General features: G+C 72.3%; 22 protein-coding genes. 4 read left to right on the top strand and 18 right to left on the bottom strand.

The genetic code is table 11. The features are described 5' to 3' along the window. The first annotated feature begins 109 nt into the window (after positions 1-109). Positions 110-940 (top strand): maleylpyruvate isomerase family mycothiol-dependent enzyme, encoded by an 831-nt coding sequence (locus tag OG389_RS19945; RefSeq protein ID WP_328299821.1) that lies wholly within the window; start codon positions 110-112, stop codon positions 938-940. Between the two features lie 39 nt (positions 941-979). Here OG389_RS19945 and OG389_RS19940 read toward each other — a convergent pair whose 3' ends face one another. From OG389_RS19940 to OG389_RS19910, 7 genes are all read right to left on the bottom strand, one after another. Further along, on the bottom strand, positions 980-2,452 hold the full coding sequence (locus OG389_RS19940) for an MFS transporter (RefSeq protein ID WP_328299820.1): 1,473 nt from the start codon (positions 2,450-2,452) through the stop codon (positions 980-982). After that, positions 2,449-3,099 (bottom strand): GntR family transcriptional regulator, encoded by a 651-nt coding sequence (locus OG389_RS19935; protein WP_328299819.1) that lies wholly within the window; start codon positions 3,097-3,099, stop codon positions 2,449-2,451. Before OG389_RS19935 ends, OG389_RS19940 begins: the two co-directional genes overlap by 4 nt. Positions 3,100-3,156: 57 nt before the next feature. Beyond that, on the bottom strand, positions 3,157-3,471 hold the full coding sequence (locus OG389_RS19930; protein WP_328299818.1) for a protease inhibitor I42 family protein: 315 nt from the start codon (positions 3,469-3,471) through the stop codon (positions 3,157-3,159). A 32-nt stretch (positions 3,472-3,503) separates the two neighbouring features. Then, positions 3,504-5,399 carry a C1 family peptidase gene (locus tag OG389_RS19925; protein WP_328299817.1) on the bottom strand — a complete coding sequence of 632 codons (1,896 nt, stop codon included), beginning with the start codon at positions 5,397-5,399 and terminating at the stop codon, positions 3,504-3,506. A 125-nt stretch (positions 5,400-5,524) separates the two neighbouring features. After that, positions 5,525-6,274 carry a hypothetical protein gene (locus OG389_RS19920; RefSeq protein WP_328299816.1) on the bottom strand — a complete coding sequence of 250 codons (750 nt, stop codon included), beginning with the start codon at positions 6,272-6,274 and terminating at the stop codon, positions 5,525-5,527. A gap of 327 nt (positions 6,275-6,601) precedes the next feature. Continuing rightward, positions 6,602-7,831: a monooxygenase gene (locus tag OG389_RS19915; RefSeq protein ID WP_328299815.1), complete on the bottom strand. Its 1,230-nt coding sequence runs from the start codon at positions 7,829-7,831 to the stop codon at positions 6,602-6,604. Positions 7,832-7,964: 133 nt separating this feature from the next. Beyond that, the gene (locus OG389_RS19910) at positions 7,965-8,510 is read right to left on the bottom strand and encodes a GNAT family N-acetyltransferase (protein WP_328299814.1); all 546 of its coding nucleotides are present in this window, start codon (positions 8,508-8,510) and stop codon (positions 7,965-7,967) included. Positions 8,511-8,571: 61 nt separating this feature from the next. Here OG389_RS19910 and OG389_RS19905 point away from each other — a divergent pair, with 61 nt between their 5' ends. Next, the gene (locus OG389_RS19905) at positions 8,572-9,792 is read left to right on the top strand and encodes a DUF1266 domain-containing protein (protein WP_328299813.1); all 1,221 of its coding nucleotides are present in this window, start codon (positions 8,572-8,574) and stop codon (positions 9,790-9,792) included. Here the strand turns inward: OG389_RS19905 and OG389_RS19900 are convergent. After that, complete coding sequence (locus OG389_RS19900; protein WP_328299812.1) at positions 9,789-11,036, bottom strand: DUF418 domain-containing protein; 1,248 nt, start codon at positions 11,034-11,036, stop codon at positions 9,789-9,791. The two genes, OG389_RS19905 and OG389_RS19900, sit on opposite strands and share 4 nt — an antisense overlap. Positions 11,037-11,158: 122 nt before the next feature. Next, a complete protein-coding gene (locus tag OG389_RS19895) occupies positions 11,159-11,815 on the bottom strand; it encodes an FMN-dependent NADH-azoreductase (protein WP_328299811.1) in 657 nt (218 codons plus the stop codon). 98 nt (positions 11,816-11,913) lie between these two features. Between OG389_RS19895 and OG389_RS19890 the strand changes: the two genes are divergently transcribed. After that, a complete protein-coding gene (locus tag OG389_RS19890) occupies positions 11,914-12,273 on the top strand; it encodes a winged helix-turn-helix transcriptional regulator (RefSeq protein ID WP_328299810.1) in 360 nt (119 codons plus the stop codon). A 94-nt stretch (positions 12,274-12,367) separates the two neighbouring features. After that, positions 12,368-12,778 carry a PPOX class F420-dependent oxidoreductase gene (locus OG389_RS19885; protein WP_328299809.1) on the top strand — a complete coding sequence of 137 codons (411 nt, stop codon included), beginning with the start codon at positions 12,368-12,370 and terminating at the stop codon, positions 12,776-12,778. Between the two features lie 41 nt (positions 12,779-12,819). Here OG389_RS19885 and OG389_RS19880 read toward each other — a convergent pair whose 3' ends face one another. From OG389_RS19880 to OG389_RS19840, 9 genes are all read right to left on the bottom strand, one after another. Further along, positions 12,820-13,569, bottom strand: coding sequence for a hypothetical protein (locus OG389_RS19880; RefSeq protein WP_328299808.1), 750 nt, complete (start codon positions 13,567-13,569; stop codon positions 12,820-12,822). A gap of 77 nt (positions 13,570-13,646) precedes the next feature. Then, a complete protein-coding gene (locus OG389_RS19875; protein ID WP_328299807.1) occupies positions 13,647-14,240 on the bottom strand; it encodes a DUF4291 domain-containing protein in 594 nt (197 codons plus the stop codon). Further along, positions 14,237-14,794 carry a hypothetical protein gene (locus OG389_RS19870; RefSeq protein ID WP_328299806.1) on the bottom strand — a complete coding sequence of 186 codons (558 nt, stop codon included), beginning with the start codon at positions 14,792-14,794 and terminating at the stop codon, positions 14,237-14,239. The genes OG389_RS19875 and OG389_RS19870 overlap by 4 nt, the downstream gene beginning before the upstream one ends. Before the next feature lie 13 nt (positions 14,795-14,807). Continuing rightward, positions 14,808-19,436, bottom strand: a complete 4,629-nt coding sequence (locus OG389_RS19865) for a putative T7SS-secreted protein (RefSeq protein ID WP_328299805.1) — start codon at positions 19,434-19,436, stop codon at positions 14,808-14,810. Then, positions 19,436-19,999: a hypothetical protein gene (locus tag OG389_RS19860; RefSeq protein WP_328299804.1), complete on the bottom strand. Its 564-nt coding sequence runs from the start codon at positions 19,997-19,999 to the stop codon at positions 19,436-19,438. Before OG389_RS19860 ends, OG389_RS19865 begins: the two co-directional genes overlap by 1 nt. Further along, positions 19,999-20,400, bottom strand: coding sequence for an SseB family protein (locus OG389_RS19855; protein ID WP_328299803.1), 402 nt, complete (start codon positions 20,398-20,400; stop codon positions 19,999-20,001). Before OG389_RS19855 ends, OG389_RS19860 begins: the two co-directional genes overlap by 1 nt. Before the next feature lie 71 nt (positions 20,401-20,471). After that, positions 20,472-21,413, bottom strand: coding sequence for a GNAT family N-acetyltransferase (locus OG389_RS19850; protein ID WP_328299802.1), 942 nt, complete (start codon positions 21,411-21,413; stop codon positions 20,472-20,474). A 140-nt stretch (positions 21,414-21,553) separates the two neighbouring features. After that, positions 21,554-22,972, bottom strand: a complete 1,419-nt coding sequence (locus OG389_RS19845) for a dihydrolipoamide acetyltransferase family protein (RefSeq protein ID WP_328303933.1) — start codon at positions 22,970-22,972, stop codon at positions 21,554-21,556. 29 nt (positions 22,973-23,001) lie between these two features. Then, positions 23,002-23,982 carry an alpha-ketoacid dehydrogenase subunit beta gene (locus OG389_RS19840; protein WP_328299801.1) on the bottom strand — a complete coding sequence of 327 codons (981 nt, stop codon included), beginning with the start codon at positions 23,980-23,982 and terminating at the stop codon, positions 23,002-23,004. Between the last annotated feature and the right edge of the window lies 1 nt (position 23,983).

Genomic DNA, 23,983 nt, shown 5'->3' with positions numbered 1-23,983 from the left:
GTCACACGAAAGCACTGCCGGGGTGCTCACCGGCAGCGTAGTTTTGAAGCCATTGCACAAGCTTCCAGAACGCGCCAACGCGCCAATGAACAGCACGCGAGGGGTCCCGTTGACCGTCCATCCGCATCCGAGTCTTCAGCCCTATGCCGACGCGTGGACCCACTCCATCGAGGCGATATCCGAGCTGGTCCTCCCGCTGACGGAGGGCGAGTGGAGCCGGGCGACGCCCTGCCCCAACTGGTCCGTGCGTGATGTCGTGTCACACATCATCGGCATTGAATGCGAGCAGCTCGGCGACCCGCGGCCGATCCACACCCTGCCGAGGGACCTGCGGCACGTGGTCGACGAGTTCACCCGCTACATGGAAGTACAGGTCGACGTACGGCGTCACCACACCGCTCCTGAGATGACCTCGGAGCTGGAGTACACGATCATCCGCCGCTCGCGGCAGCTGCGGAACGAGAAGCGGGATCCGGACACCGTGATCCGCGGACCGCTGGGCGAGCCCGCGACCCTCGAGCACTCGCTGCGGCTGCGCGCCTTCGACGTGTGGATCCACGAACAGGACCTGCGCGCGGCGCTGGGCGTGCCGGGCAACTGGGACTCCGCCGGCGCCCACGTGGCCCGGGACGTGCTGCTCGCCGGGCTGCCGAAGGTGGTCGCGAAGAAGGCGGGCGCGCCCGCGAACTCGGCCGTGGTCATCGACGTGCACGGGGCACTGGAATTCATGCGGACCGTACGGGTGGACGCGGAGGGGCGAGGCACCATCGACAAGGCCCCCTCGCTGGGCCCCGCGGTGACGCTGACGCTGGACTGGGAGACCTACGTACGGCTCGCGGCCGGGCGGGTACGGGCGCACACCGTCGCCGACCGGGTCAAGGTGGAGGGGGACCAGGCGCTGGCGGAGGCCATCCTGGCCCACTTCGCCGTGACGCCGTAGCCCCCCTTGCCCGCGCGCATTCGGAGCCGGCCGCGGACGTCACCGCGCCGGGCGCGGGTCGGCAGGGGTGCTGACGGGGTCGCCGACGGGGTGGCCGGCCCCGGACACGGCCACGGCGGTGGCAGCGGACACCGGGGCCGGCCCAGCGGCGGTCGCAAGCGTCCGGGGCGAGGGCGGTGACGGGGCCAGGGACGGCGACGAGGGCAGCGGCGGCTGTCCCACCCGCTCGCGTTCGCGGGCCAGGGCCCGGCCGCGCAGGCGCAGGATCTGGGTGATGCCCACGAGTTCCAGGACGAAGACCGAGGAGAACGCGACGCGGTAGTTGTCACCCGTGGCGTCGAGCAGCAGGCCCACCACCAGCAGGGTCGTCATCGAAGCGATGAAACCGCCCATGTTGGTGATTCCGGAGGCCGTGCCCTGACGCTCCGCCGGGTTGGCGGGGCGGGCGAAGTCGAAGCCGATCATCGACGCCGGACCGCAGGTGCCCAGCACCAGGCAGAGACCGACCAGCAGCCACATCGGCGCGTGGTCCCCGGGGTAGGCCAGGACCGAGCCCCACAGCAGTGCGGTGAGGGCGACCGTGCCGAGCGCGAGCGGGATCCGCGACGACTGCCGCCGGCCGACGACCTGTCCGTAGACGAGGCCGAGCGCCATGTTCGAGGCGACCACGAGCGTCAGCAGCCCGCCCGCGGTGGTCCGCGTGAGCCCCTGCGCCTCGACGAGGAACGGCATCCCCCACAGCAGCAGGAACACCATCGCCGGGAACTGCGTCGTGAAGTGCACCCACAGGCCGAGCTTGGTGCCGGGCTCCTTCCAGGATTCGGAGATCTGGCGCCGCACGAATCCCCCCGCGCCGGAGCCTCCTGCCGCGGCGGCCGCCGACGGCGCGGGCCCGTACCCCTCGGGGTGGTCGCGCAGGAACAGCACGAGCGGGACCAGGACGACCAGTCCCGCCACGGCGCTGCCCGCGAACGCCGGGATCCAGCCGACCCCGTGCAGGACCGGCGCGAGCACCAGCGTGGAGACCAGGTTGCCCGCCATCCCGACCAGCCCGGCCAGCTGCGCCATCAGCGGGCCCCGCCGGGCCGGGAACCAGCGCGTCCCCAACCGCAGTACGGAGATGAAGGTCATGGCGTCACCGCAGCCCAGCAGGGCGCGGGCGGCCAGGGCCATCCCGTAGGAGGGGGAGAGCGCGAAACCGATCTGGCCGGCGGTGAAGAGCACGGCGCCGAGCGTCAGCACCTTCTTGGTGCCGAGCCGGTCCACCATCAGGCCGACGGGTATCTGCATGCCCGCGTAGACCAGCAGCTGGAGGAGGGAGAAGGTGGACAGCGCGGAGGCGTTCACGTGGAAACGGTCCGCGGCCTCCAGCCCGGCGACGCCGAGGCTGGTGCGGAAGATGACCGCCACGAAGTAGACGGCGACACCGATCGACCAGACGAGCACGGCCCTGCGACCGCCCGGCGGGTCCTTGACGACAGCGGCGGGGGCGGCGGAGACGGCCGGGCTCATCGGGCGGACCCCCGCACCAGTTCCGCGACCCGGCCCACATGCGCCCCTACCGCCGCGGCGGCCGTCTCCGCGTCGCCCGCGCGCAGTGCGTCGAGGATCTCCGCGTGCTCGGCCAGCGTGCGCTCCACCCGGTCGGGGTGGGCGTGCAGCAGGGCCACGCCCATCCGCAACTGGCGGTCGCGCAGCTGGTCGTAGAGGCGCGACAGGATCTGGTTGCCGGCACTGCGCACGATCTCCGCGTGGAAGGCCCGGTCGGCGGCCATCATCGCCCCGAGCTCGCCCGCGGCGCCGAGCCGGCGCTGATCCTCGACCAGTTCCGCGAGCCGCTCCAGCAGTCCGGCCGGGGCGGGCACGGCCCTGCGCACGGTGAACTCCTCGATCAGCAGCCGGGTTTCGATCACGTCGGCGATCTCCTGGGCCGAGACCGCGAGGACGAGCGCGCCCTTCTTCGGGTACAGCTTCAGCAGGCCCTCGGTCTCCAGCCGCAGCAGCGCCTCGCGGACCGGCGTGCGGGAGACCCCGACGGCCTCGGCGAGCTCGCCCTCCGTCAGCAGGATCCCGCCCTCGTAGCGGCGGTCGAGCACGCCCTGCTTGACGTGTTGGTAGACGCGTTCGGCGGCGGTCACTGCGGTACTGACGGATGACATGGGCACAGCATAGATACAACAGAGGTGCAAGCCGGGGGCCGTCCACGATGTGGACCTTCACCCCTGCGGCGCCGACACGGTCACTTCCAGGAGGAACTCGTCGTACGGGGCCCCGTCCGGATACGGCGGCCGGACCTGCGCGAAGCGGATCCGGGCCGAGCCGCCGGCCAGCCCGCGCACGACGTACACGCGCTCGACGGTCGCCCCGGGCAGTGGTGGCTCCGCGGCGGCGGGCGGCGGGCCCTCCACCACCGAGACGGCTTCGGCGTCCCCGGTCACCCACCAGGTCCAGACGTAGCCGCGCGCACCGCGCCCGGTGAGCCGCAGCTCGTACGGCTCACCGGGCGCCAGCACCACCTCGCGCACCTCCACGCGGACTCCTCTCCGCACGGCCCCGGGCCGGCCTAGGCCGGCCCGATCACCGCCCCCTCGTGCCAGCCCGCCTCGTCGCGCCAGTAGTGCTGGAGCATGCGGTCGGCGCGCAGGACGATCACCTCCAGGTTGAACCCGAAGCTGCCCTGCAGCATCCCGGTGACGGCGAGCACGTCGTGGCCGAAGACCGCGGAGCGCTGCCAGGCGGCCCCGCCCGCGTTGCCGCGCCACCAGTGCTCCACGCGGCCGTCCGGTCCCGTCACGCACAGCTCGTAGTTCCCGGCGGTGTCCTCGTCGGCCGCCCCGTACTGCGCCTCGACCAGGCAGGGGGCCGAGGTGATCCCGCTGCCGAAGATCTCGCCGGGACGCCAGAGGAACCCGTTCGGGTCGTCCCGCCACCACAGCTGCATCCGGCCGTCGGTGCGGGTGGCGACCAGGTCGAGGTGGCGGGAGCGGGTCTGGATCAGCGCCGGGCCGTAGTGGGCGATGCCGGAGGCGAAGCGGCCGCCGTCGTTCCAGGTCCAGGGGGCGCCGTTGATCCGCCACCAGTGGTTCAGGCGGCCGTCGGCGGTGCGGACGACCACCTCGAAATTGCCCGGCGCCCCGTAGTCGCTCTGGATGAAGGCCGGGGTCGATCCGACCGCCGCGTCGCCGGGACCGAACGCGCCGCCGTCGCGCCAGGCACCGCCGGACTGCTCGTAGTACCAGTGGCGCAGCCGGCCGCCGGTGGTGACGTGCAGGGACTCCATGTTCCGGTTGTACGTGGTCCCCGTGAAGGCGGGCTGGCCGGAGGCGTCGGAGGCGAAGGCCCGGGCACGGACCCACGCGAAGGGGGCGTCGCCCTCGCGCCACCAGTGCTGGAGGGAGCCGCCGGCGGTGATCGCCGCCATCTCGAAGTTGCGGTGGGCGCGGCCGTTGCCGCTCTCGTAGACGTTCCCGGTGTGCAGGCGGCGCTTGCTCCACGGGTCGATGTTGGTGCCCACGAGTCCGCACTTGGCCCAGTGGTCTATCCGTACCTCGCCGTACGCGATCCGGCCGTGGCCGCCCACGTGGTAGCCGGTCCCCCAGGAGTTCTTGAACAGCCAGCAGCCGGCCGCGTCGTCGTAGCCGGTGATCAGGACGCAGTGACCGCCCGCCAGCCGGTCGCTGGTGCGGTGGTAGACGCCGGATCCGAGACCGAAGAAGTCGTCGTACACGTCGAAGCAGGCGGTCAGCGGGCCGACCGTGTCCAGCCACACCTTCTGCTGCTCCACGTCGCCGAGGCGGACGTGCTCGGGGATGCGGACGGTACGGCCGGAGCGGTCCCAGCTCGGCATGTACTCGGCCCGCCAGGCCTCGCGGCGGTCCGCGGGCGTTCCGGGCGGCGGCGGCGAGTAGGGCCAGCAGCCCGGATCGGCGAGACCTCCGTTGGTCCGGATCCAGTCCAGCGCCGACTCGGGACTGCCCGTCTGCCCGCAGGGGGCCTTCAGCCCGTCGTGCACGTCCCCCTCGGACCGCTCGGCCCATACGTGGTGCTCGATGCGGGCCATCGACTCCACCAGGCCGGCCGCCCCGAACGCCCAGCAGGAGCTGCACGGGTCCTGGTCCTTCACCTTGGTGATCCAGGGCCAGCCCCAGCGACTGCGCCAGTCCACGGCCACCGGCCGGGCAGCAGCCGGGCCCCCCGTGCCCGGCAGCAGCCCGTGCGCCGCCCTGCGCCGGGTGAGGTGCGGATTGCCGCTCGCCGGGCCGATGAGCCGCCGCAGGTCCACGGCCGGCACGGCCTCGGCGGTCGTCAGGGCGGCCCCCGCTGCCAGGCCCAGCGCGGGCCTCGGTACGGGATCGTCGTCGGCGAGGTGTTCGCTCACGGACCAGCGCGCGCCCCTGGCCACGAGGTGCGCGCGCAGCTCGCCCGCCGACTGGACGTGCTGCTCCGACTGCTCCGGCATGCCGGCCCCCCAATGCAACCGTACGGATCCGAGCCCCGGGAGCGTCCACCTGGCCGGAGGGCGCGTCAAGGGGGTCCGTACGGTCGCGCGGCGGCACGCCGGTCGCACGCCGGAGCGCGGGCCGCCTACTCGACGGGGAGGGCGGGCGCGGGCACCGGGAGCTCCGGGACCGGAAGGTCCGGGACCGGGAGCGTGGGCAGGCCGGGCAGGCCGAGTCCGGTGAGCAGGGCGACGAGGGCGGCGACCAGGTCGGTCAGCACATCGGTGGCCTTGGCCTTGGCATCGGTGGAGCACCCGCAGGGCCCGGCGGCCTTGTGGAGGCCGTCCACGGAGCTCTTGAGCTTGTCGATCGCGCCGGTGGCCAGGTCCAGCGGTCCGCCGGCGGCCTTGCGGGCGGCCACGGGGAGCGCGACGGGCAGCTTCGGAGCCTCGAGCGGGAGCTTCGGTGCCTCCACGGGCAGCTTCGGCGTCTCCACTGGCAGCTTAGGCGTCTCCACCGGGAGCTTCGGCGCGTCCACCGGCGGCACCGGTACGGGCAGGGCCGGGGTGGCGGGCAGGCCCTTCTTCAGCTCCGCGAGCGCCGCGTCGACCTTCTCCTTCAAGGCCGCCAGGTCCGCCTCCGGGACCTTGCCGTCGGGGGACTTGAGGACGGCGGCCAGCAGATCGGTGACGGGCCTGAGCACCCCGCCGACGGCGGCCAACGACTGGACCTGGGCGAGCAGCGCCTCGGTCCCGGGGATGGCCTTCCCGGCCGGAGCGGCCGCCGCGGCCTGCGGCTTGCCGGACTCGGCGGTGGCCGATGCCAGACCGGGGGACACGGTCAGCAGGGTCAGGCACAGGGCAGCGGGGATGGTGTAGCGGGTGATGCGGTGCAACGGATCTCTCCTGTCGGAGGGCCACGGCAGTGGCCGGGAACGTGGGGACATGGGCAGGGGACGTGCCCACGTCCACTCACCGACACCCCGTCACTGCCCGCAACCCGAGCCCCGGTTGCGCCGGGCATGACACGCCGGGCAACCGGCCTACACACGTCCCTGACCTGCGGGGACACCGTCACCCTCGGGCGATGCACCGTCAGGCGGGCGATCCGGCCCCGGCGCCGGGGACACCACGAGGCCGACGGTCAGCCGCTACGGCGCCCGAGGTCAGCCGCTACGACACCGACGGTCGGCCACTGCGGACCCCGCCCCCGAGGCCGGCCGTTACGACGCCAACGCCTGGCCGCCGATGTCCGCCGCTCCGGCCAGCTGGCCCCGCCACCACGCCTCCGCCTCGCCGGCCCCCATCGCCCCCCAGTCCGGGGTCCGCTCCACCTGGGCCCGCCCCAGCCGCCGGGCCAGAGCCACCAGCTCCCGCCCCGCCCCGCCGCGGGCGTCCTGGTAGCCGGCCAGCAGTTCGTCCCACGAGCCGGCCCGGCGCCACGCCGCCTCGAAGGCACTCGCGTCCTGCAGCGCCTTGGCCGCCCCGCTGGTGTTGTGCGGGCGCACCACGGACGCGGCGTCCCCGGCGAGCAGGCAGCGGCCCGCGGTGGTGCGGGCGGTCTCCAGGTCGTAGATGGGCTGGACGAAGACGTGCTCCGGATCCGTCAGCCCGAGCACCCTGCCCCAGTACGGCGGGAACTCCCGCTCCAGCAACTCCGCCAGATGCGATGCCAGTTCACCGCTCACCGTGCCCGGCGGGAAACTCGTCGGGTCGTCCAGACGCAGCCCGGCCGCGGGCGGCGGGACCGCGTACAGCACCCAGTTGACCCGCAGCCCGCCGTCCGGCCCCGGGATCCGGTAGATCACGCAGCTCCCGCCGAGGAAGCACACCGTGCTCACCGCGTCGGCGGGCCAGTCGGCGCCGCCCGCCGCCGGGGAGTCCAGCCGCCGGGCGTCGAAGTGCCCGCGCCAGCAGACGTACCCGGCGTACACCGGCCGGGACCCGGGGCAGACCGCCTCGCGCACCACCGAGCGGTAGCCGTCGGCGCCGACCGCGAGGTCGCAGCGCTCCACCGCCCCGCCTGCCAGCCGCACCTCGGCTCCGCCGGCCGTCCGCGCCACCGACGTGACGCCCTCGCCCTGCCGGTAGACCACCGAATCGGGGGTCGCCTCCCGCAGCCCGCGCCACAACAGGCCCCAGTGGTAGGAGTGGAACGGGAACGGCTGCTCCCAGATCACCCGGCCGGCCGGGCCCACCGCCGCGTCCCGAACCACCCAGCGCCGCCGGGCCAGCGGATGCGCGGGGATCCCGGCGGGCAGCGCCCCGGTCGCCGTGAGTTCGGCGGCGCGGTCGTTGTGGACGCACAGCCCGATCCCGCGGTCCGCGAGCCGTCCGCGCGTGCGCTCCAGCACCACCACCCCGGCCGCCCCGGCCCGCGCGGCCGCCGAAGCGAAGGCGAGCCCCGCGATGGAGCCGCCGATCACCGCGACCGTACCCGTACCGCTCCGCATGGCCGCTCCCTCTGCCGCGACGAGTCCCCCGGGGCCCGACACCTTACTGGCGTTCCGGGTGCGGGCGAACCGTGCGGATCCGGCCACGGGTGCGCGGAGGCGGGATCAGCCGGCCGGCCGCCTCCACCCGTCGTCAGCCGTCGTTGTCACCTGCCGTCGACTCGCTCCCCGTCGTCAGCCGCCACCTGACTTCCCCGTCGTGCCACTGGCCGGTGGGGGTGAGCCCGGCCGCGGCGGCGACCGCGGCGGACGCCGTGTGGTCGGGGTGGATGTGGGCGACGACCGTGCGCACCCCGGCCGTCGTGAGCCAGGAGACCAGGGCGCGGGTCGCCTCGGTGGCGATGCCGCGCCGCTGCCAGGGGGTCCCCACGACCCAGGCGATCTCGGCGAGGCCTCCGCGGTCGTCGGCGGAGACCGTGGCCTGGACCGTGCCGGTCAGGCAGCCCGCCGCGTCGAGCCGGATCACCCAGTTGCACCAGGACACGGCGGGGTCCGGCGAGCCGGCGACCAGCCGTTCGTACCGTGTGCGCAGGGCCTGCGGGGTGAGCGGAGTGCCTCCGATGAAGCCGTGCAGGTCCGGGTCGCCGAGTACGGCGGCCATCTCCTCGGCGTGCGCTGCCCGCAGGGGAAGCAGCGTCAGGCGGTCGGTTCGGACAGCGCCCGGTTCAAGGTTCTCCACCCGCACAGTAGATCCGACACGGGCCGAACTGGCGCTCGGAGGGGCCGGATAAGGTCTCCCCATGGGGACCTGGACCGCTCCGAGCGCGATCGAGCGAGAGCTGTACGAGGCGAAGGCGCGCGGCGACTGGCCGGGCTACCTCGACGCCCTCGCCCGCAGCGAGCTGTTCCTGCCGCAGTACCGCGCGCAGGTCGACGCCGAGCCCACGCAGGCCCGTTTCCACCCCACCTCCGACCGCAGCGGCCTCGTCGTCCTCACGCGCGGCATGCTGCCCGCGCCCGACCCCCACACCGTGTACCTCCCCCGGTCCCTCGCCTGGTTCGCGAACGCCTGGGACTCCGCCGACCCGCCCCACCTCGCCGTGAACCCCGGCTCCCCCGTCCAGGCCTACCTCACCACCACCCCCGCCGACCGTGTCCGCTGGCGCGCCCACTGGGACGCCGTCGCCCCGGTCTGGGGCCTCGCCCCCGGAGCCGTGCACTCCCTGCACACCGGCGGACCGCTCCACGGTCCCGTCGCGCACGGACTGGCCGTCGGCGCCCATCTGGCCGTCTCCAACGGGGAGTTCTGGAACGCGATCGCCTACCACGGCAACGGCTACACGCGCGAACGCGAGCGCCTGCGCCAGAGCTGGGGCATCACCACGTCCGAGGGCTGGCACGAGGTCCTGCGCGGGCTGCTCGGCGCCGAAATGGTCAGCCCCGTCTGGGAGTTCGCGCTGCGCGTGCGGCGCGTCCTCGCCTCCGACTTCGCCGGCCCCGTCGATGTCGAGCACTGGCGGCACGCCGCCGCCTCCACCCTGCGCCGCAGCGCCGAACGGGCCGCCGAACCGCAGCTCACCCCCGACGGGGTCACCGTCACCGAGCCGCGCCCCACCGCCGAGGTGGAGGGCGAGGTCGCGGGCGTGCAGCGGCTGATCGGCCGGATCGCCCGCTACGAGCAGCGCTTCCGCGCGGACGGACTGCTCGCCGAGGGGGACTGGGTCCGCTCCGTCGAGGGCTGGGACTACGGCCGGGCCTCCCAGATGGCCCGCTGGGGCCTGGGCGCCCGCTACGGCACGCTCGCCGAGGCCGAACGCGGCGTACTGCGCGCCGGGCAGGCCGCGCGCGGGGCGTACCGCTCCTGGGAGGAGTTCTCCGCCGGTTACGCGCTGGGGCGGTGCCTGCACTTCGACGAGGAGGAGTTCGGCGAGTGGTACGCGGGCACGCTCGCCACGCACCTCACCCTGACCACCGACCCGGCCGGCCCCTGGCGCAACATCCCCTGGCGGGGACTCGCCTAGGACTGCCGCCGGAGAGCCGGACGGTCGTGGTCGGTGTCGCGGTCGCGGTCGCGGTCGTGCGGGAGCCGCGCATGGGTGACCAGCCGCAGCAGCCATTCCACCGGGCCGTACCGGTAGCGGGCCATCAGGCGCTTGCTGAGGGCGAGTTGGGCTCCGTACAGCGCGAGCGCGCCGAGTACGACGACGGCCGCGCCGAGCCGGTCGTACAGGGCGAGGCCGTAGGCGGTGAAGACGAGGGCCATGGCGAGGGACTGGCTCAGGTAGTTCGTCAGGGCCATCCGGCCGGCGGGGGCGAGGAGCGCCGCGACGCGTGCTCCCCGGGCCGTCCTCATCAGGAGGAGCATCCCGCAGACGTAGGCGGCGGTCAGGGCGGGGGCCGTGACCGTTCCCACCATCGCGGAGGGCAGCGCCCATCGGGGGTCGAGCGGACCGACGGCGGTCAGGGCCATGAGGACGCTGCCGGGCAGGCCCACGGCCGCACCGAACAGGCAGATGCGGCGCAGCCGCGCCCCGTGGTCTCCCGTGCCGGTGAGCAGACGCCGCTTGCCGCAGTACAGACCGGCCAGGAAGGCCGCCAGGACCAGGCCGCCCATCAGCGGTACGGCGAGGAGCGCGTCGGGGAGCTGGCCGATGTTGGCCCGTACGACGGAGGCGGCGTCGCCGCGGTAGTCGGCGACCAGTCGGGGGAAGTCCGCCGCGAGTTCGGCGTCCACTCCGTCCGCCTCGGCCTCCGGCACGAACAGGGACAGCAGACCCATGAGGAGCAGGAGGGCGCTCGCGCAGCCGTAGACGATCCGGGCGGCGCGCAGGGCCGTCCGGGCCGAACAGCCGCGTGCGGCGATCAGGATCAGGCCCAGCGTCCCGTAGGTCATGAGGATGTCGCCGGCGTACAGCAGCACGGCGTGCAGCAGGCCCAGGACGATCAGGCCGAACGAGCGGCGCAGCAGCCGGGGAACGGCGCTCGCCCCGTCCCGTTCGGCGGAGTCCAGCTGGAGGGTGAAGCTGTAGCCGAAGAGGAACGAGAACATCAGGTAGAACTTGCCGACCACGAACGCCTGGACGACGCCCTCGACCGTCCGGTCGAGGGCGGAGGCATCAGGGTCCCCGGGGACTCCGAGGCCGTACGGGCCGGCCATCACCAGCGCGTTGACCAGCAGGATTCCCAGGAGCGCGAACCCCCGCAGGGCGTCGACCTCAGGTATTCGCGGCGGCCGGTCCGCTCGTACGTCGTGCACAGCCGTCACGGGCACTGCTCCCCCAGGTGGTCGTGGGCCTTCACCGACGACCGTAGCCCGCCGGGGACGCCGCCACTACCGGCAGCGCCACCGCGGGCACCCGGGCCGTCACGGCCGGGCCGGCATGGGACTCAGGCGGCCGCGGCGACGCGCGCCGCGAGGGACTTGCCCTTCGACTCCGCGTCCGCGAGGGCCTGCGCGCGCGAGGCCTCCGCGAGGGGGACGAGCCCGGCCATCTCCGGGACGGACGCGGCCAGGGTCAGCTCGGGAACGATGAAGTCGACCTCGGCGCCGAACATGGCGGTCAGCAGCCCCTCCAGGTAGTTCTGGACGTACTCCAGGCCCTCCCGCGGAGTACCGGGGGCGTAGGAGCCGCCGCGGCTGGAGACGACGGTGACCGGCAGGCCCTTGAGGGGGGACTCGGGGCCCGCGGTGCGGCCCATCACGATGACCTGGTCCAGCCAGGCCTTCAGGGTCGAGGGGATCGTGAAGTTGTACATCGGGGCGCCGATGAGCACGGCGTCCGCCTGCTCCAGCTCCGCCACCAGCTCCAGCCGCTCGGCGAAGGCCGCGGCCTGCTCGGGGCTGTGGGTGGAGGGGTCGGTGAAGGCGGCGGACGCGGCGAGGCCGTCGAGGTGCGGGACGGGGTCGGCCGACAGGTCGCGGTAGACGACCGTGCCCTCGGGGTGCTGCTCCTCCCAGGCCTTGCGGAAGGCGGCGGTCACCGCACGCGAGGCGGAGCCGGCGGCGGGGCTCAGGGACGAGTCCAGGTGCAGAAGAGTGGCCATGGGAACCTCCAAGGTGAATGCTTTTTCGTACGTCGCTATTGATAACACAGTTACTTACTTTTTTTCATCCCCTAAGGCGAGGGTAGTACCCTGGAGGCATGGCGGACAAGGGGAAGCACCAGGGCACGGAGGCGTGCGGCCGGGTCAGCGACGGCATCACCCAGGTCTTCGGGCTGCTCGGAAAGCGCTGGACGGGCGTGATCGTGGCCTCCCTGATGGCGGGCCCGGTGCACTTCGCCGACCTGCGCAGGTCCATCTCCGGCATCAGCGAGCGCATGCTGTCCGACCGGCTGGTCGAGCTCGGGGCGGCCGGCCTCGTCCTGCGCGAGGTGGACGAAGGACCGCCACTGCGGGTGGCGTACCGACTGACGGAGGCGGGCGCCGCGCTGGAGCCCGCACTCACGGAACTGGGCCGGTGGGCGGAGAAGTGCCTGCTCAAGGGCGAGGGCACCTGCTGACCGGGCGGCCCGCACCGGCCGACCTGCCCTAGTCGCCCGCTCTCCGCACGAAAGCCCCACCAGCCCGGCTCGGGCCCCAACTACCCTTCCCCACATGACTCTTGTGCTGAACGAGACGGTACGGAAGCTGCTCGACACCCCGCATCCCGCGGTGCTCACCACCCTCAACCCCGATGGGGGCCCGCAGAGTTCGGTGGTGTGGTTGACCCGGGAGGGGGACGAGATCCTCATCTCCACGGAGCGCGGCCGCCGCAAGGAGCGCAACATCGCACGGGACGCCCGGATCGGCCTCACCGTCTTCGACCTGGCCAACCCCTTCCTCTACGCCGAGATCCGCGGCACCGCCACCGTCACCGAGGACGTCGGCCGGGCCATCGCCGTCCGCATCGCGGAGGAGTACCAGGGCCCGGGCGCGGGCCGGGCCTACGCGAACGCCCCGGCCGGGAACGTCCGGGTCGTCATCCGCCTCACCCCGACCAAGGTCCTCGGCAACGCGGCCGGCTGACCCGGGAGGCCCGCCCCCGGCGGCCCGCCCGCGGCGTGCCGCTACGGCAGCCGGGGGCGCAGGGCCGCCCAGGTGTCCACCGCCACCGCCAGGGGATCGGCCGCGGCCAGGTGGGGGCGGGCCGGGGCCGTGCAGGGGATCAGGTTCTTGGCTCGGCGCAGCAGCTGGATGGCGGGGCGCGGCAGCTCCCGCCAGGCCCGGGCCTGCTCGGCCGCCTCCTGCGGGGTCATACCGATGCGGGCCAGTACGTCGCGGCAGAGCGCCGCGGGGTCACGGTCAAGATCGCCCGGGCTTCCGGGGCCGAAGCGCTGGAGCAAGTAGGCGCGCACGTAGGGCTGTTCCTCCGTCCGGCCCGCCCGGTCGATGGCGGCCAGCGCGATCCGGCCCCAGCGCAGCCGCATCCCGTCGGGCAGGGACTCGTCCTGCATCCGGGCCGTGGCCAGGGCCCGCAGCGGGCCCGGATGCGGTTCCTCCAGCAGCGACGGCCCGGTGGCCAGCCACGCCTCCACCTCCGCCAGCGCGTGCCCGCCCGGCGGTACGTACGTCAGCACCTGCCCCCGGGCGAGCAGCGCGACCACGGCCCCCGTGAGGTGGACCTTGGCCATGCGGCCGGCCTCGCAGGACTCCACCGTGCGCCCGTACCGCTCGATCCTGCGCAGACCGGCCCTGAGCTCCCCGACGGCGTAGACCTGACCGGCCCGCGCGACGCCGCCGACGCACCGGACCACGCACACGCCACCCGTGACATCGGCCGTCTCGACGGCATACACCTGCAACTCGGCGATGGACACCCTGCCCCACCCCCTTCCCGGGCCGGGAGGTTACCGCTTCGCGGGCAACGGCAGGTGGTGGAGCGGTTCCTGCCGCATCACTTCGCGACCCGTTCGACGAGCACGCCGGGCAGGGGGTAGACCCGTTCCGCGGGCAGCAGGGCGGCCGCGGCGTCCAGGTCTCCGGCCCTCACCGTGGCGTGGACCTCGTGCGCGAGCGGAGTCACGTCCCGGATGTCACCGATCCAGTCCTCCACGTACCGGTCCACGGCGGTGCCCGACAGGCCGATCTGGATCGCACGGTGGGGCAGGGGGTTCAGGGCCAGGTCCCGCTCGGGATCCCACTGCACACGGACCGGGCTGGACCGGACTTCCTCCTGCCATTCCTCCTTGGTCGCGAATCGCGTCCGGTCGAAATGGCTGAGGCAAGAATGGGAAAGGGACCATTCGAATCCCTCGCGGGTGATGTCGATCGCGAGGACACGTTCCTGTCCGGCCTTCGTTCCCCATCCACAGCGATACATCATCCACAGGAACGACGGTTTGATCCACGTCATCCGGGCGCGCTTGAATGGATCCACGAAGGTGCCCGCCTTCAAAGCCGCTTCGGCGATCCCTGCCGGATATGCCTGATAAACGGTGATGGTCTCGTCGTCGAACCAGGCACGGACCTCGTTGGCCACACCGGTCATACGGAGACCTCCTGCGCCCAGACCGCGGGCTTGACCAGCACCGGGTCCGCCACCGACCGCGCGCCGGCCGCGTAGGCGAGCCACCGCAGGTCCTCCCAGGCGAAGAAGGCCTCGCCCCAGGTGTCCGCCCAGAGCCGCAGCACGCCCTCCCCCGCCGGCGAGGACGTCATGTCCCACCAGGCCCAGCCCCGGACTTCCAGGTCGGGATCGAAGCGCGAGAGCCAGTTCTGCAGGTTCCAGGGCGCGCCGCCGGTCCGCTCGACGTACCGGTCCCGCCCCTCGGCCGCGAAGGGCTCCGGGGAACCACCGCCCCGGCAGACGCCGGAGAACCATGCGGGAACGGTGTCGACGGGCAGGTCGTCGTCGTCGAAGGACTCGGAGACGGCGATCTTCAGTACGGCGTCCAGGGCGCCGCGCAGCCTGCTCGCGTACCGCCCGGGGTCCCCGTCCACGGCGATCTCGAAATAGGCCAGGACCGGGGGCGCGGAATCAGCCTCCGGCCGGTGGGACACCCGGGACCCCTCGATTTCGAGGTCTTCGATTTCGTGCAGCATTTCACAATCCTCGCTAATGATCCTGGACGACCCTACCAGAACCGGGAATGATGACCTTTCGCATTTGGTCGAGCACTTCACCGGGAAGGCCGTACAAATCCGTTCCCCTGGTGGGATCGGAGATTTCCGGATAGATCTGCTTCACCTGTTTCCATTCCTGCTTGGTGAAACCCAACCCGTCCGGCTGCTCCTGCGGAACCGCCTTCGCCCGGATGTCGTCGACGAAACTCTTCGGCACGTCGAAGGCGACGATCTGGCCGTTGTCCCCGCGGAATTCCACGGTGTGCCGCAGGTCCCCGCTCATGTTGACGTACAGATGGTTGTTGCCGTCGATCGTGACGTTGCCGTTCTCGTCGATGTGCACCCGCTGGCTGAGCGGATGTTCCGTCTGTTTGCGGTACACGGTGACCCTGCACTCGTCCGGAGCCAGGCCGAGGTGGTCGGACCAGATGAGCGGGTTGTGGACGTACGCCGTCGGATTCGGGGCCGGTGCCAGGCCCAACGGGTCCGGGCTCAGGTAGCGCGCCGTCTCCGGGTCGTACGTACGGAAGACGTTGTGGTGCAGGCCCGATTCGGGGTCGAAGTACTGCCCCGGGAAGCGGAGCGGTGTGTACGTCGACGCGTCGCGGTTCCACGTCGTCGACCCCCACACGGTGGAGCGGGTGCGCCAGGCGACTTCCCCGGTCTCGTCCACGAGCTCGGTGGGCGTGCCCACCAGGTCCGTGACGATCGAGAAGAAACGGCTGTCGATCTCCTCCCCGGGGGCCGCGAGGATGCGCTCCGTCTGCGTCAGCGGATGCAGTCCCCGGTGCTCCCACGTCAGGGCGACCGGACGGGGCAGTTCCGCGGAGCGCGTGGTCTGCTCGCAGAGGTTGGCCCCCTCCCAGGTGAAGACCACCTCCTCCACGACCTCGCCGGCAGCCGACAGGCGCTGCTTGGCCGCCCGCCGGCCCAACGGGTCGTACAGGTAGCGCCAGACCGTGCCGTCCGGGGTCGTCACCCCCACCAGGCGGTCCTCCGCGTCCCACGCGTAGTGCCAGGTGTCCGGCTTGTGGGAGAGGCGGGTCTTCTGCCGCAGGACGACCCGACCTTGCGCGTCGTGCTCGTAGCGCACGCCTCCCGCGCCGGTGATGCGGTTGCCGGCGTAGGTCCGCGGACCCGTGGCCACCCCGGCGTCCGTGGAGGCGCTGGGCCAGGAGGCGGATGTCTGGTTGCCCGCTTCGTCGTAGGCGTAGCGCTCCGTCCACGCCCCCGCCTCCACCGCCATGACACGTGCGGCGGCGTCCAGGGTGAAGGTGCGGCGCCCCGCCAGGGCGTCGTCCACGGCGGTCAGATGGCCGTCGGGACGGTAGGTGTACCCGCGCCGTTGCAGGGTCCGGCCGTCGTGGCCCGTCAGGTGCTGCTCGGTGAGGCGGCCCACCTCGTCGAAGCCGTGGGAGAGCGTGACGTCCGCGCCGATCCGGCGCACCGTCTCGCGGCCCATCGCGTCGTGCTCGAAGCTGAGCGTCCGGCCGGAGGCCGTCAGACCCGTCCGGCGGCCGGCGGCATCGTACGACCACTCGCTGACCGCACCGGTCGGCGTGGTGCGCCGCACCGTGCGGCCCAGTGCGTCGTACGCGTAGCCGAGCGTCCGGCCGTCGACCGTCTCCGAGTGCAGCAGGCCCTCGCGATTGCGGACCCGGCTGAGGGTCACGTCCGGGCCCACGGCCCGCGCCAGTTGGTCGGCGTGGTCGTACTCGAACGTGGTGACCGCGCCGGCCGCGTCCTTGCGGACGGTCTGCCCGAGCGCGTTGTACTCGTACCGGACGCTCTCCCCGAGCCCGTTGGTCCGGGCCGACAGCCGGCCGGCCCCGTCGTACGCGTAGGTCAGGGTCCGGCCGTCGAAGTCCGTCTCGCCCGTCAGCCGGCCCGCGGGATCGTACGCGTACGACCAGGTCAGGCCCTGCGGGTCGGTGACCTCGGTCAACCGGAGTTCGAGGTCGTGGGCAAACGCGTACCGCGCTCCGTCGGGGCCCGTGCGCGCCACCAGGGCGTCGAAGTCCCCGTACTCGTAGACCGATCGTCCGCCGCTCGCGTCCGTATGGCTCAGGCAGTTCCCCTCGCCGTCGTACACCCACGACTGCTCGCTGCCGTCGGGCTCCACCCGGCGCAGCAGGCGGCCCTCCACGCTCCACGTCAGCCGGGTGACCCCGCCGAGCGGATCGGTGACCGCGGTCGTGCGGCCGAAGGCGTCGTAGGTGTACCGGGTGACGGCGCCCAGCGGATCGGCCGATTCGACGGCGAGTCCGGCCGCGTTGCAGCGGATCGTCGTCGTGTCGCCCAGGGCGTTCGTCACCGACGCCAGGTGGCCGCGGGCGTCGTACGTGAACCGGGAGTCCGCACCGGAGGCGTCGGACACGGAGAGGGGGTTGCCGCGTTCGTCGTAGGTCCGGCGCACGGACGTGCCGTCCGGCCGCGTGACACGTTCGGGAAGGCCGAGCGCGTTGTAGCGCATGGTCGTCGTGCGGCCGTCGGTGCGTTCGACCGAGGTGACGAGTCCCTGGTCGTCGTAGGCGATGCGCGTGACCAGGCCCAGCGGGTCGGTGCGGCTGAGCAGCCGGTTGAACGGGCCCCACTCGAATCGGGTCGTGGCGCCGTTCGCATCGGTTTCGGCGACGACGAGGGACCTGTCGTCGATGACGTAGCGACGCTGGTGCCCCAGGGCGCCGGTGACCGTCGTGACGCCGTCCTCGTACGTGAAACGGGAGTTGACGTGCCCGTTCGTGCCGGACTGGGCGACGCACCGGTCCTGGTCGTCGTAGGTGTAGTCGAAGTGGCGGCCGTTGGTGTCGGTCCACGAGACGATCCGCGCCCGCTCGTCGTAGCCGAACCGCAGGGGCAGGCCGGACGAATTGACGACCTCGGTCAAGTCTCCGGCGGTGTAGCCGTAGTCGAGGACCTTCGTGCCGTCGGCGAGGGAGAGCGAGGTGATCCGGCCGTCGGCCGTGGTGAGGACGACCCGGTAGCCGGCGCTGTGGCTGATGCCCGTCGGGGCGCCGCACGCGTCGTACTCGTACGTGATCCAGGACCCGTTGCGGTCGTCCAGCTGGACGAGCGTGCCGTCTGCCGTGAAGCGCCGGACCAGGCCCGTCTCCGGGTCCGTGACCGTGAACTCGCCGTCCGGCGTGGTGGACAGCGGCCAGCGGCGGCCGTGCGTGGGGAGCACGGGCAGCCCCGGCGCGGGGTGCGGATAGGCCAAGGCGCTGCCGTCCTCGCCGATGAGGACGATGCCCGCCGCGTCGATCTCCAGACGCTGGTCGATGGTGCTCGCCCAGCGTCCGCCGAACCACCGGCCCGCCCCGTAGGAGGATTCGAAGGTCCGGGTGAAGGCCAGGGGCAGCGAGCCCGGCAGGACGAGGTCCGTCTGGGGCAGGACCATCCGCCCGGTCGCGACGTCGACGGGGTCGTCGATGCACGTCGTGTCCTTGCCGGTGCGTGACGCGCTGCCCGGGCCGTCCTTGTCGATGCCCCGGCGACCGGGTCCTTTGAGGTCGTCGAGGTGTTTGGCGGCGGAACCGATCTTCTTCAGGGAGCCCAGGCCCTTGGAACCGATGAGCTCCGGGATCATCTTGCCGATGCCCTCGGAGGGGTCCTTCATGAACTCGTCGAGCATCTGCTTGCCCGCACCGAGCGGGTCGTTGGCCATCGTGACCAGGCCCGCGGCCGTGGAGTTCAGGTTCGTCACGTACTCGGCCGGATGCGTCAGGTTGTACGGGTCCATCGGATTGAGCGCACGCGCGAAGTTCAGCATGCCGGCCGTGCCCTTGAGGACACCACCCGTCAGATGCGTCTTGGCCAGGTCCAGGTAATCCATGCCGTCGCCGAGCTGCTTGGCGTACGAGGGCTTCGGCGGGGCCGCGTCGCGCGCCGCGCGCACCGCCGTACGGACCGTCTCCGCCACGTCGTTGCGCTGTTTGCGGGCGCTGTCGAGCTGGTCCTGCGCGGCCGTCGCGATCGCGGTGCCCGGGTCGGTGAAGTGCTCCGACGGGCGCGGCGGCAGGGTCTCCTGCTTCGCCTTCAACGCGTCGTTGTAGGTGTCGACCAGCTTGTTGTGGGCGTTGCGGGCGTCGGTGGAGACCTTCTTCGCCCGGTTGTACTCCTCCAACGCCTCCTTGGCCTGGTTCTGCGCCCACTCCACCGTCTCCGCGAACCGGCCCATCGCCTCCGCGGCCTTCCCGAAGGCGTCAGCGGCCTTGAACCAGCGCGGCGGCTCCTTCGAGACCGCCTCGCGGAAGGAGTCGGCCGCCTTGCCCTTGAGCCCGTCCGGCTCCCCCATCCCCTTCAGACCGTTGCCGACCTTGTCGAAGGAGGCCTTGAAGTCGTTCAGGTGCGAGACCTGCGCGCGGATCTTCGAGACGCTGCCGTAGACCAGCTTGTTCGGATCCTCCGTCTGCCCCAGCTCCAGCTCCGCGACGTCCGCGCCGAGCTGGTTGGCGGCCGAGCGGCTCTTGTCACGGATCCAGTCCCCCGCACCGTCCAGACCGACGTCCTCCGCGAGATCGGCCGTCTTGTCACCGGCCCACTCGATCGCGTCACCGACCTTCTCGGTGCCCTCCTCGACGACGTCCTCGACGACATCCGGAACGAAATCCCGCCACCCCATCAGCGACCGCCCCCGTCACGCTTCGCCTGCTCCAGCAGATCGTTGAGCGAACCGATCTTCCCGCTGGACTTCAGCTTGTCCCCCGTGTCGGACCAGGTCTGCTTGATGGCCTCGTTGCTCTTCTCGAAGGACTCCTGGCTGAAGTCGGGCTTGTAGACGTCCGCGGAGAAGATGTCCCCCCACTTCTTCTGCTCGATCTCGTCCTCACTCGCGTGCGGATTGCCGTACGCCGCGTTCGCCACGACCTTGAACGAACCCTGGAGGTACTGCTCCTCCTCCCACACCGTGCCCGCCGCGATCCCCAACGACTGAGCCAGCGTGCTCGCGTTCTGCACCAGACTGCGCACACCCCACTCCCAGCGCTCGCAGAAGTCCTCGAAATCGGTGGCCAGACCCGCGTGCCCGGCCTCCATCCCCGTCATCGAGAGGTTCTCGAACCCCGCACCCTGCGAAGCGCCGGCCGCATCCCCGGACTCGCGCAACTCCCCGATCGCCGCCCGCAGACCATCCTGGACGTTCTTGACCGCCGTCGGCGAAACCTCCAGGTCCCCGTCACCCGCCATCAGGCAACCTCCCCGGCCGCCAGGTCCACCGCACTGGCATCGGGCACGATCCCCGCGACCGGCGGGAAGAACATCGACCCGGCCTCGTCCGCCACGTTCACCGCCACACCCGCCGGACCGTCCGCCATCGGAACCACCGCATCGACGAGACGCGCGCCCAGCACCGAGAGGAACTCCCACTCCCGGTCCGCCTGACCGCGCGCCGAAGCGAACCGCGCCAGGGCCTCCTCGTCCGTGAACGCGTAGACCCAACGGATGCCGCCCGACACCGCCGACATCAGGCCGCCGTCGGGGCCGTCCGCGAGCGGTACGAGCAGCACCGACCGCCGGAACTCACCCACCAGACGGGCAGGATCACCCCGGCCGTCCCGTATCGCGGCGATTTCTCCGGTCAGTTCCATGGCCCCGTGCCTCCTCGAGCGCTGGTAGGCGTCCCCAGGGGAAACGCTATCGGGACCCCGGCCGGTTCCGTTCAGGACCCCTGAGACGCCTCCAGCACCAGGCGGATCTCGGTGACCGCGTAGCCGGCGCGGGTGAAGGCGGCGGCCATCGGGGCGTTCACGGTGTCCGTGGTGGCGGTGATCCGCTCGGCGCCCTCGGAGGCGTGGAAGCGGGTGATCTCGGCCAGGATCTCGTCGATCAGGCCCTGGCCGCGCTGTTCGGGGACGACACCGAGGTAGCCGACATTGCGGTGGTACGGGGTCGCGGAGGGGATCGCCATTCCGGCGAGCGTGCCGTCCGGGAGGTGGGCCAGGCGCCACCAGGAGCGCTCGCCCGGGCAGTCGGTGTAGAACTCGATGTCGTCGCGCGCCAGTTCCTCGGCGTCGATCGTGCGGAGCTCGCTCTGCGTGTGCAGGTCCAGGCTGCCGGCCGAGAGCCGGACGAAGGCGTCGAGGAACTCCTCGTCGGTGCCCTCCCGGAAGACCAGCCGGCCGGTGGGCTCCGCGGTACCGGCGGCCGGGATCCACTCGAAGCGCAGCCGCTCGACTTCGCGGGTCAGACCGGTCCTGTACGCGGCCTCCTGGCGCCAGGCGACCGCTTCGGCCATCCCGTCGGGGGCGGTGCGCCAGTCGCGCGGCAGCGAGATGTTGTACTCGGGGAGCTTGCCGAAGGCCTCGTGCCCGGCGGCGAGCAGCCCGGCGGCGACGGAGGCCGGGTCGGCCACGGAGCTCCGTACCTGGAGGCAGTCGAGCACGGCGGGCCGCTCGCTGTCGCCGCGGCCCCACCACAGGGCGCGGGCCAGTATCCCGCCGTCCTCGTCCTCGGCGATCCAGGTCCACTCGGGACGCATCTGGTTCGCGGCGAGTTCCTCGCGGATCCTCTCGGGCGGGAGGGCGGGGACGGGGCCGTCCGCCGGGTAGGCGAGGGCACGGTCCAGGTCTGTGGGATCTGCAACGGCAGAGCGGAAGCGCATGGGCCGATGATCACATCGACGGGGGGTGTTCCCCAAGGCATTTGCGCACGTCAGTAGTGCTCGCGCAGCGGGTTCTGCGCAGGTCGAAGGCGGAGGACCGGCCTCGGGCGGTTGCCCGCGGGCCGGTCCTCCGGTGGCCGTCAGGACCAGGTGATCAGACGGCGGGGGTGCTCCAGGACCGCGGCGATGTCCGCGAGGAAGCGGGAGCCGAGTTCGCCGTCGATGAGGCGGTGGTCGAAGGACAGCGCCAGGGTGGTGACGTGACGGGCCTTGACCTTGCCCTTGTGGACCCACGGCTGGAGCTTGATCGCGCCGACCGCGAGGATCGCGGACTCGCCGGGGTTCAGGATGGGCGTGCCGGTGTCGACGCCGAAGACGCCGACGTTGGTGATCGTGATGGTGCCGTTCTGCATGTCGGCCGGGGAGGTCTTGCCCTCGCGGGCCGTGGCGACCAGCGCGGACAGGGCCCCGGACAGCTCCGGCAGCGTCTTGGCGTCGGCGTCCTTGACGTTCGGGACGATCAGCCCCCGGGGGGTGGCCGCGGCGATGCCCAGGTTGACGTAGTGCTTGAGCACGATCTCCTGGGCCGCCTCGTCCCACGAAGCGTTGACCTCGGGATTGCGGCGGATCGCCACGAGGACGGCCTTGGCGATCAGGAGCAGCGGGTTGATCCGGAGCCCCGCGAGGTCCGGATCCGCCTTGAGCTCCTGGACCAGCTTCATCGTGCGGGTCACGTCGAAGGTGATGAACTCCGTGACGTGCGGCGCGGTGAAGGCGGAGCCCACCATGGCCTGGGCGGTGACCTTGCGGACGCCCTTGACCGGGATACGGGTCTCCCGGACGGTGCCCGCGGCCTGCGCCTGGACCGGGGCCGGGGCCGGGGCCTGGACCTGGGCTTGGACCTGCGCCGGAGCCACCGTCTGCGGGGCGATCGCCGCCGCGGCGGCCGCGTGCACGTCCTCGCGGGTCACGACCCCGCCGTCGCCGGTCGGTACGACCGTGGCCAGGTCGATTCCGAGGTCCTTGGCGAGCTTGCGCACCGGCGGCTTGGCCAGCGCCCGGGCACCGGAGGCCGACGAGCCGTTCTGAGCCGGAACCACGACGGCCGGGGCCGCGGGAGCCGCCGGGGCCGCGACGGGCGCGACGGGCGCCTGGGCGACACCCGTGCCGTTCCGCGCCGCCACCGCCGGCTGCGGGGCCTTGCGCGGGCGGCGCTTCGTCGAGGCGGTGGAGACTCCGTAGCCGACCAGGACGGGCTGGCGGGCCGCGGGGGCCTCGGGCTCGGCCTCGGCCGCGACCGGGGCCGCGGCGACGGCCTCGGCCGGGGCCTCGTCCGCCGGACCCGTCCGGACGGAGATGATGACCTGGCCGACGTCGACCGTGACACCCTCTTCGAAGTGGAGTGCGTGCACGACCCCGTCGAAGGGGATCGGCAGCTCGACGGCCGCCTTCGCCGTCTCGACCTCGCACACGACCTGCCCGTCGGTGACCGTGTCACCCGGCTGGACGTACCACTTGAGGATCTCGGCCTCGGTGAGGCCCTCGCCCACATCGGGCATCTTGAATTCGCGGATGGTCACGACTCTCCTCAGTACGCCAGCGAGCGGTCGACTGCGTCGAGCACCCTGTCCAGGCCGGGCAGGTACTCGTCCTCCAGACGGGCCGGCGGGTACGGGGCGTGGTAACCGCCCACCCGCAACACGGGCGCCTCCAAGTGGTAGAAGCACCGCTCCGTGATGCGAGCGGCGATCTCCGAACCCACACCGAGGAACACCGGGGCCTCGTGGACGACCACGAGCCGGCGGGTGCGCTCAACCGAGGCCTGCAGGCCGTCGAAGTCGATCGGGGACATCGAGCGCAGGTCCACGACCTCCACCGACTTCCCCTCCTCGGCGGCGGCCGCCGCGGCCTCCAGGCACACCTTCACCATCGGCCCGTAGGCCGCAAGGGTGATGTCGGTGCCCGAACGGGCCACCCGCGAGGCGTGCAGGGCGTCGGGGATGGCCTCGACGTCGACCTCGCCCTTGTCCCAGTAACGGCGCTTCGGCTCGAAGAAGATCACCGGGTCGTCGCTGAGGATCGCCTGCTGGAGCATCCAGTAGGCATCGCTGGCGTTCGACGGCGAGACCACCTTCAGGCCCGGGACGTGCGCGAACAGCGTCTCCGGGGACTCCGAGTGGTGCTCGACCGCGCCGATGCCGCCGGCGTAGGGGATGCGGATGACGACCGGCATCTTGATCGTGCCGAGCGAGCGCGCGTGCATCTTGGCGAGCTGCGTGACGATCTGGTCGTACGCCGGGAAGACGAACCCGTCGAACTGGATCTCCACGACCGGCCGGTACCCGCGCAGGGCCAGCCCGATCGCGGTGCCGACGATGCCCGACTCGGCGAGCGGGGTGTCGATGACCCGCTCCTCGCCGAAGTCCTTCTGCAGCCCGTCGGTGATGCGGAAGACGCCGCCCAGCTTGCCTACGTCCTCGCCCATGATCAGGACCTTCGGGTCCTGCTCCAGGGCCTTGCGCAGCGAGTCGTTGAGCGCCTTCGCGATGGTGAGCTTCTGTACGGCCATG

It is taken from the genome of Streptomyces sp. NBC_00435 (assembly GCF_036014235.1).
GTDB lineage: Bacteria > Actinomycetota > Actinomycetes > Streptomycetales > Streptomycetaceae > Streptomyces.
The sequence above is the reverse complement of the archived record's forward strand: the minus strand, read 5'-3'. Positions and strand labels throughout refer to the sequence as shown.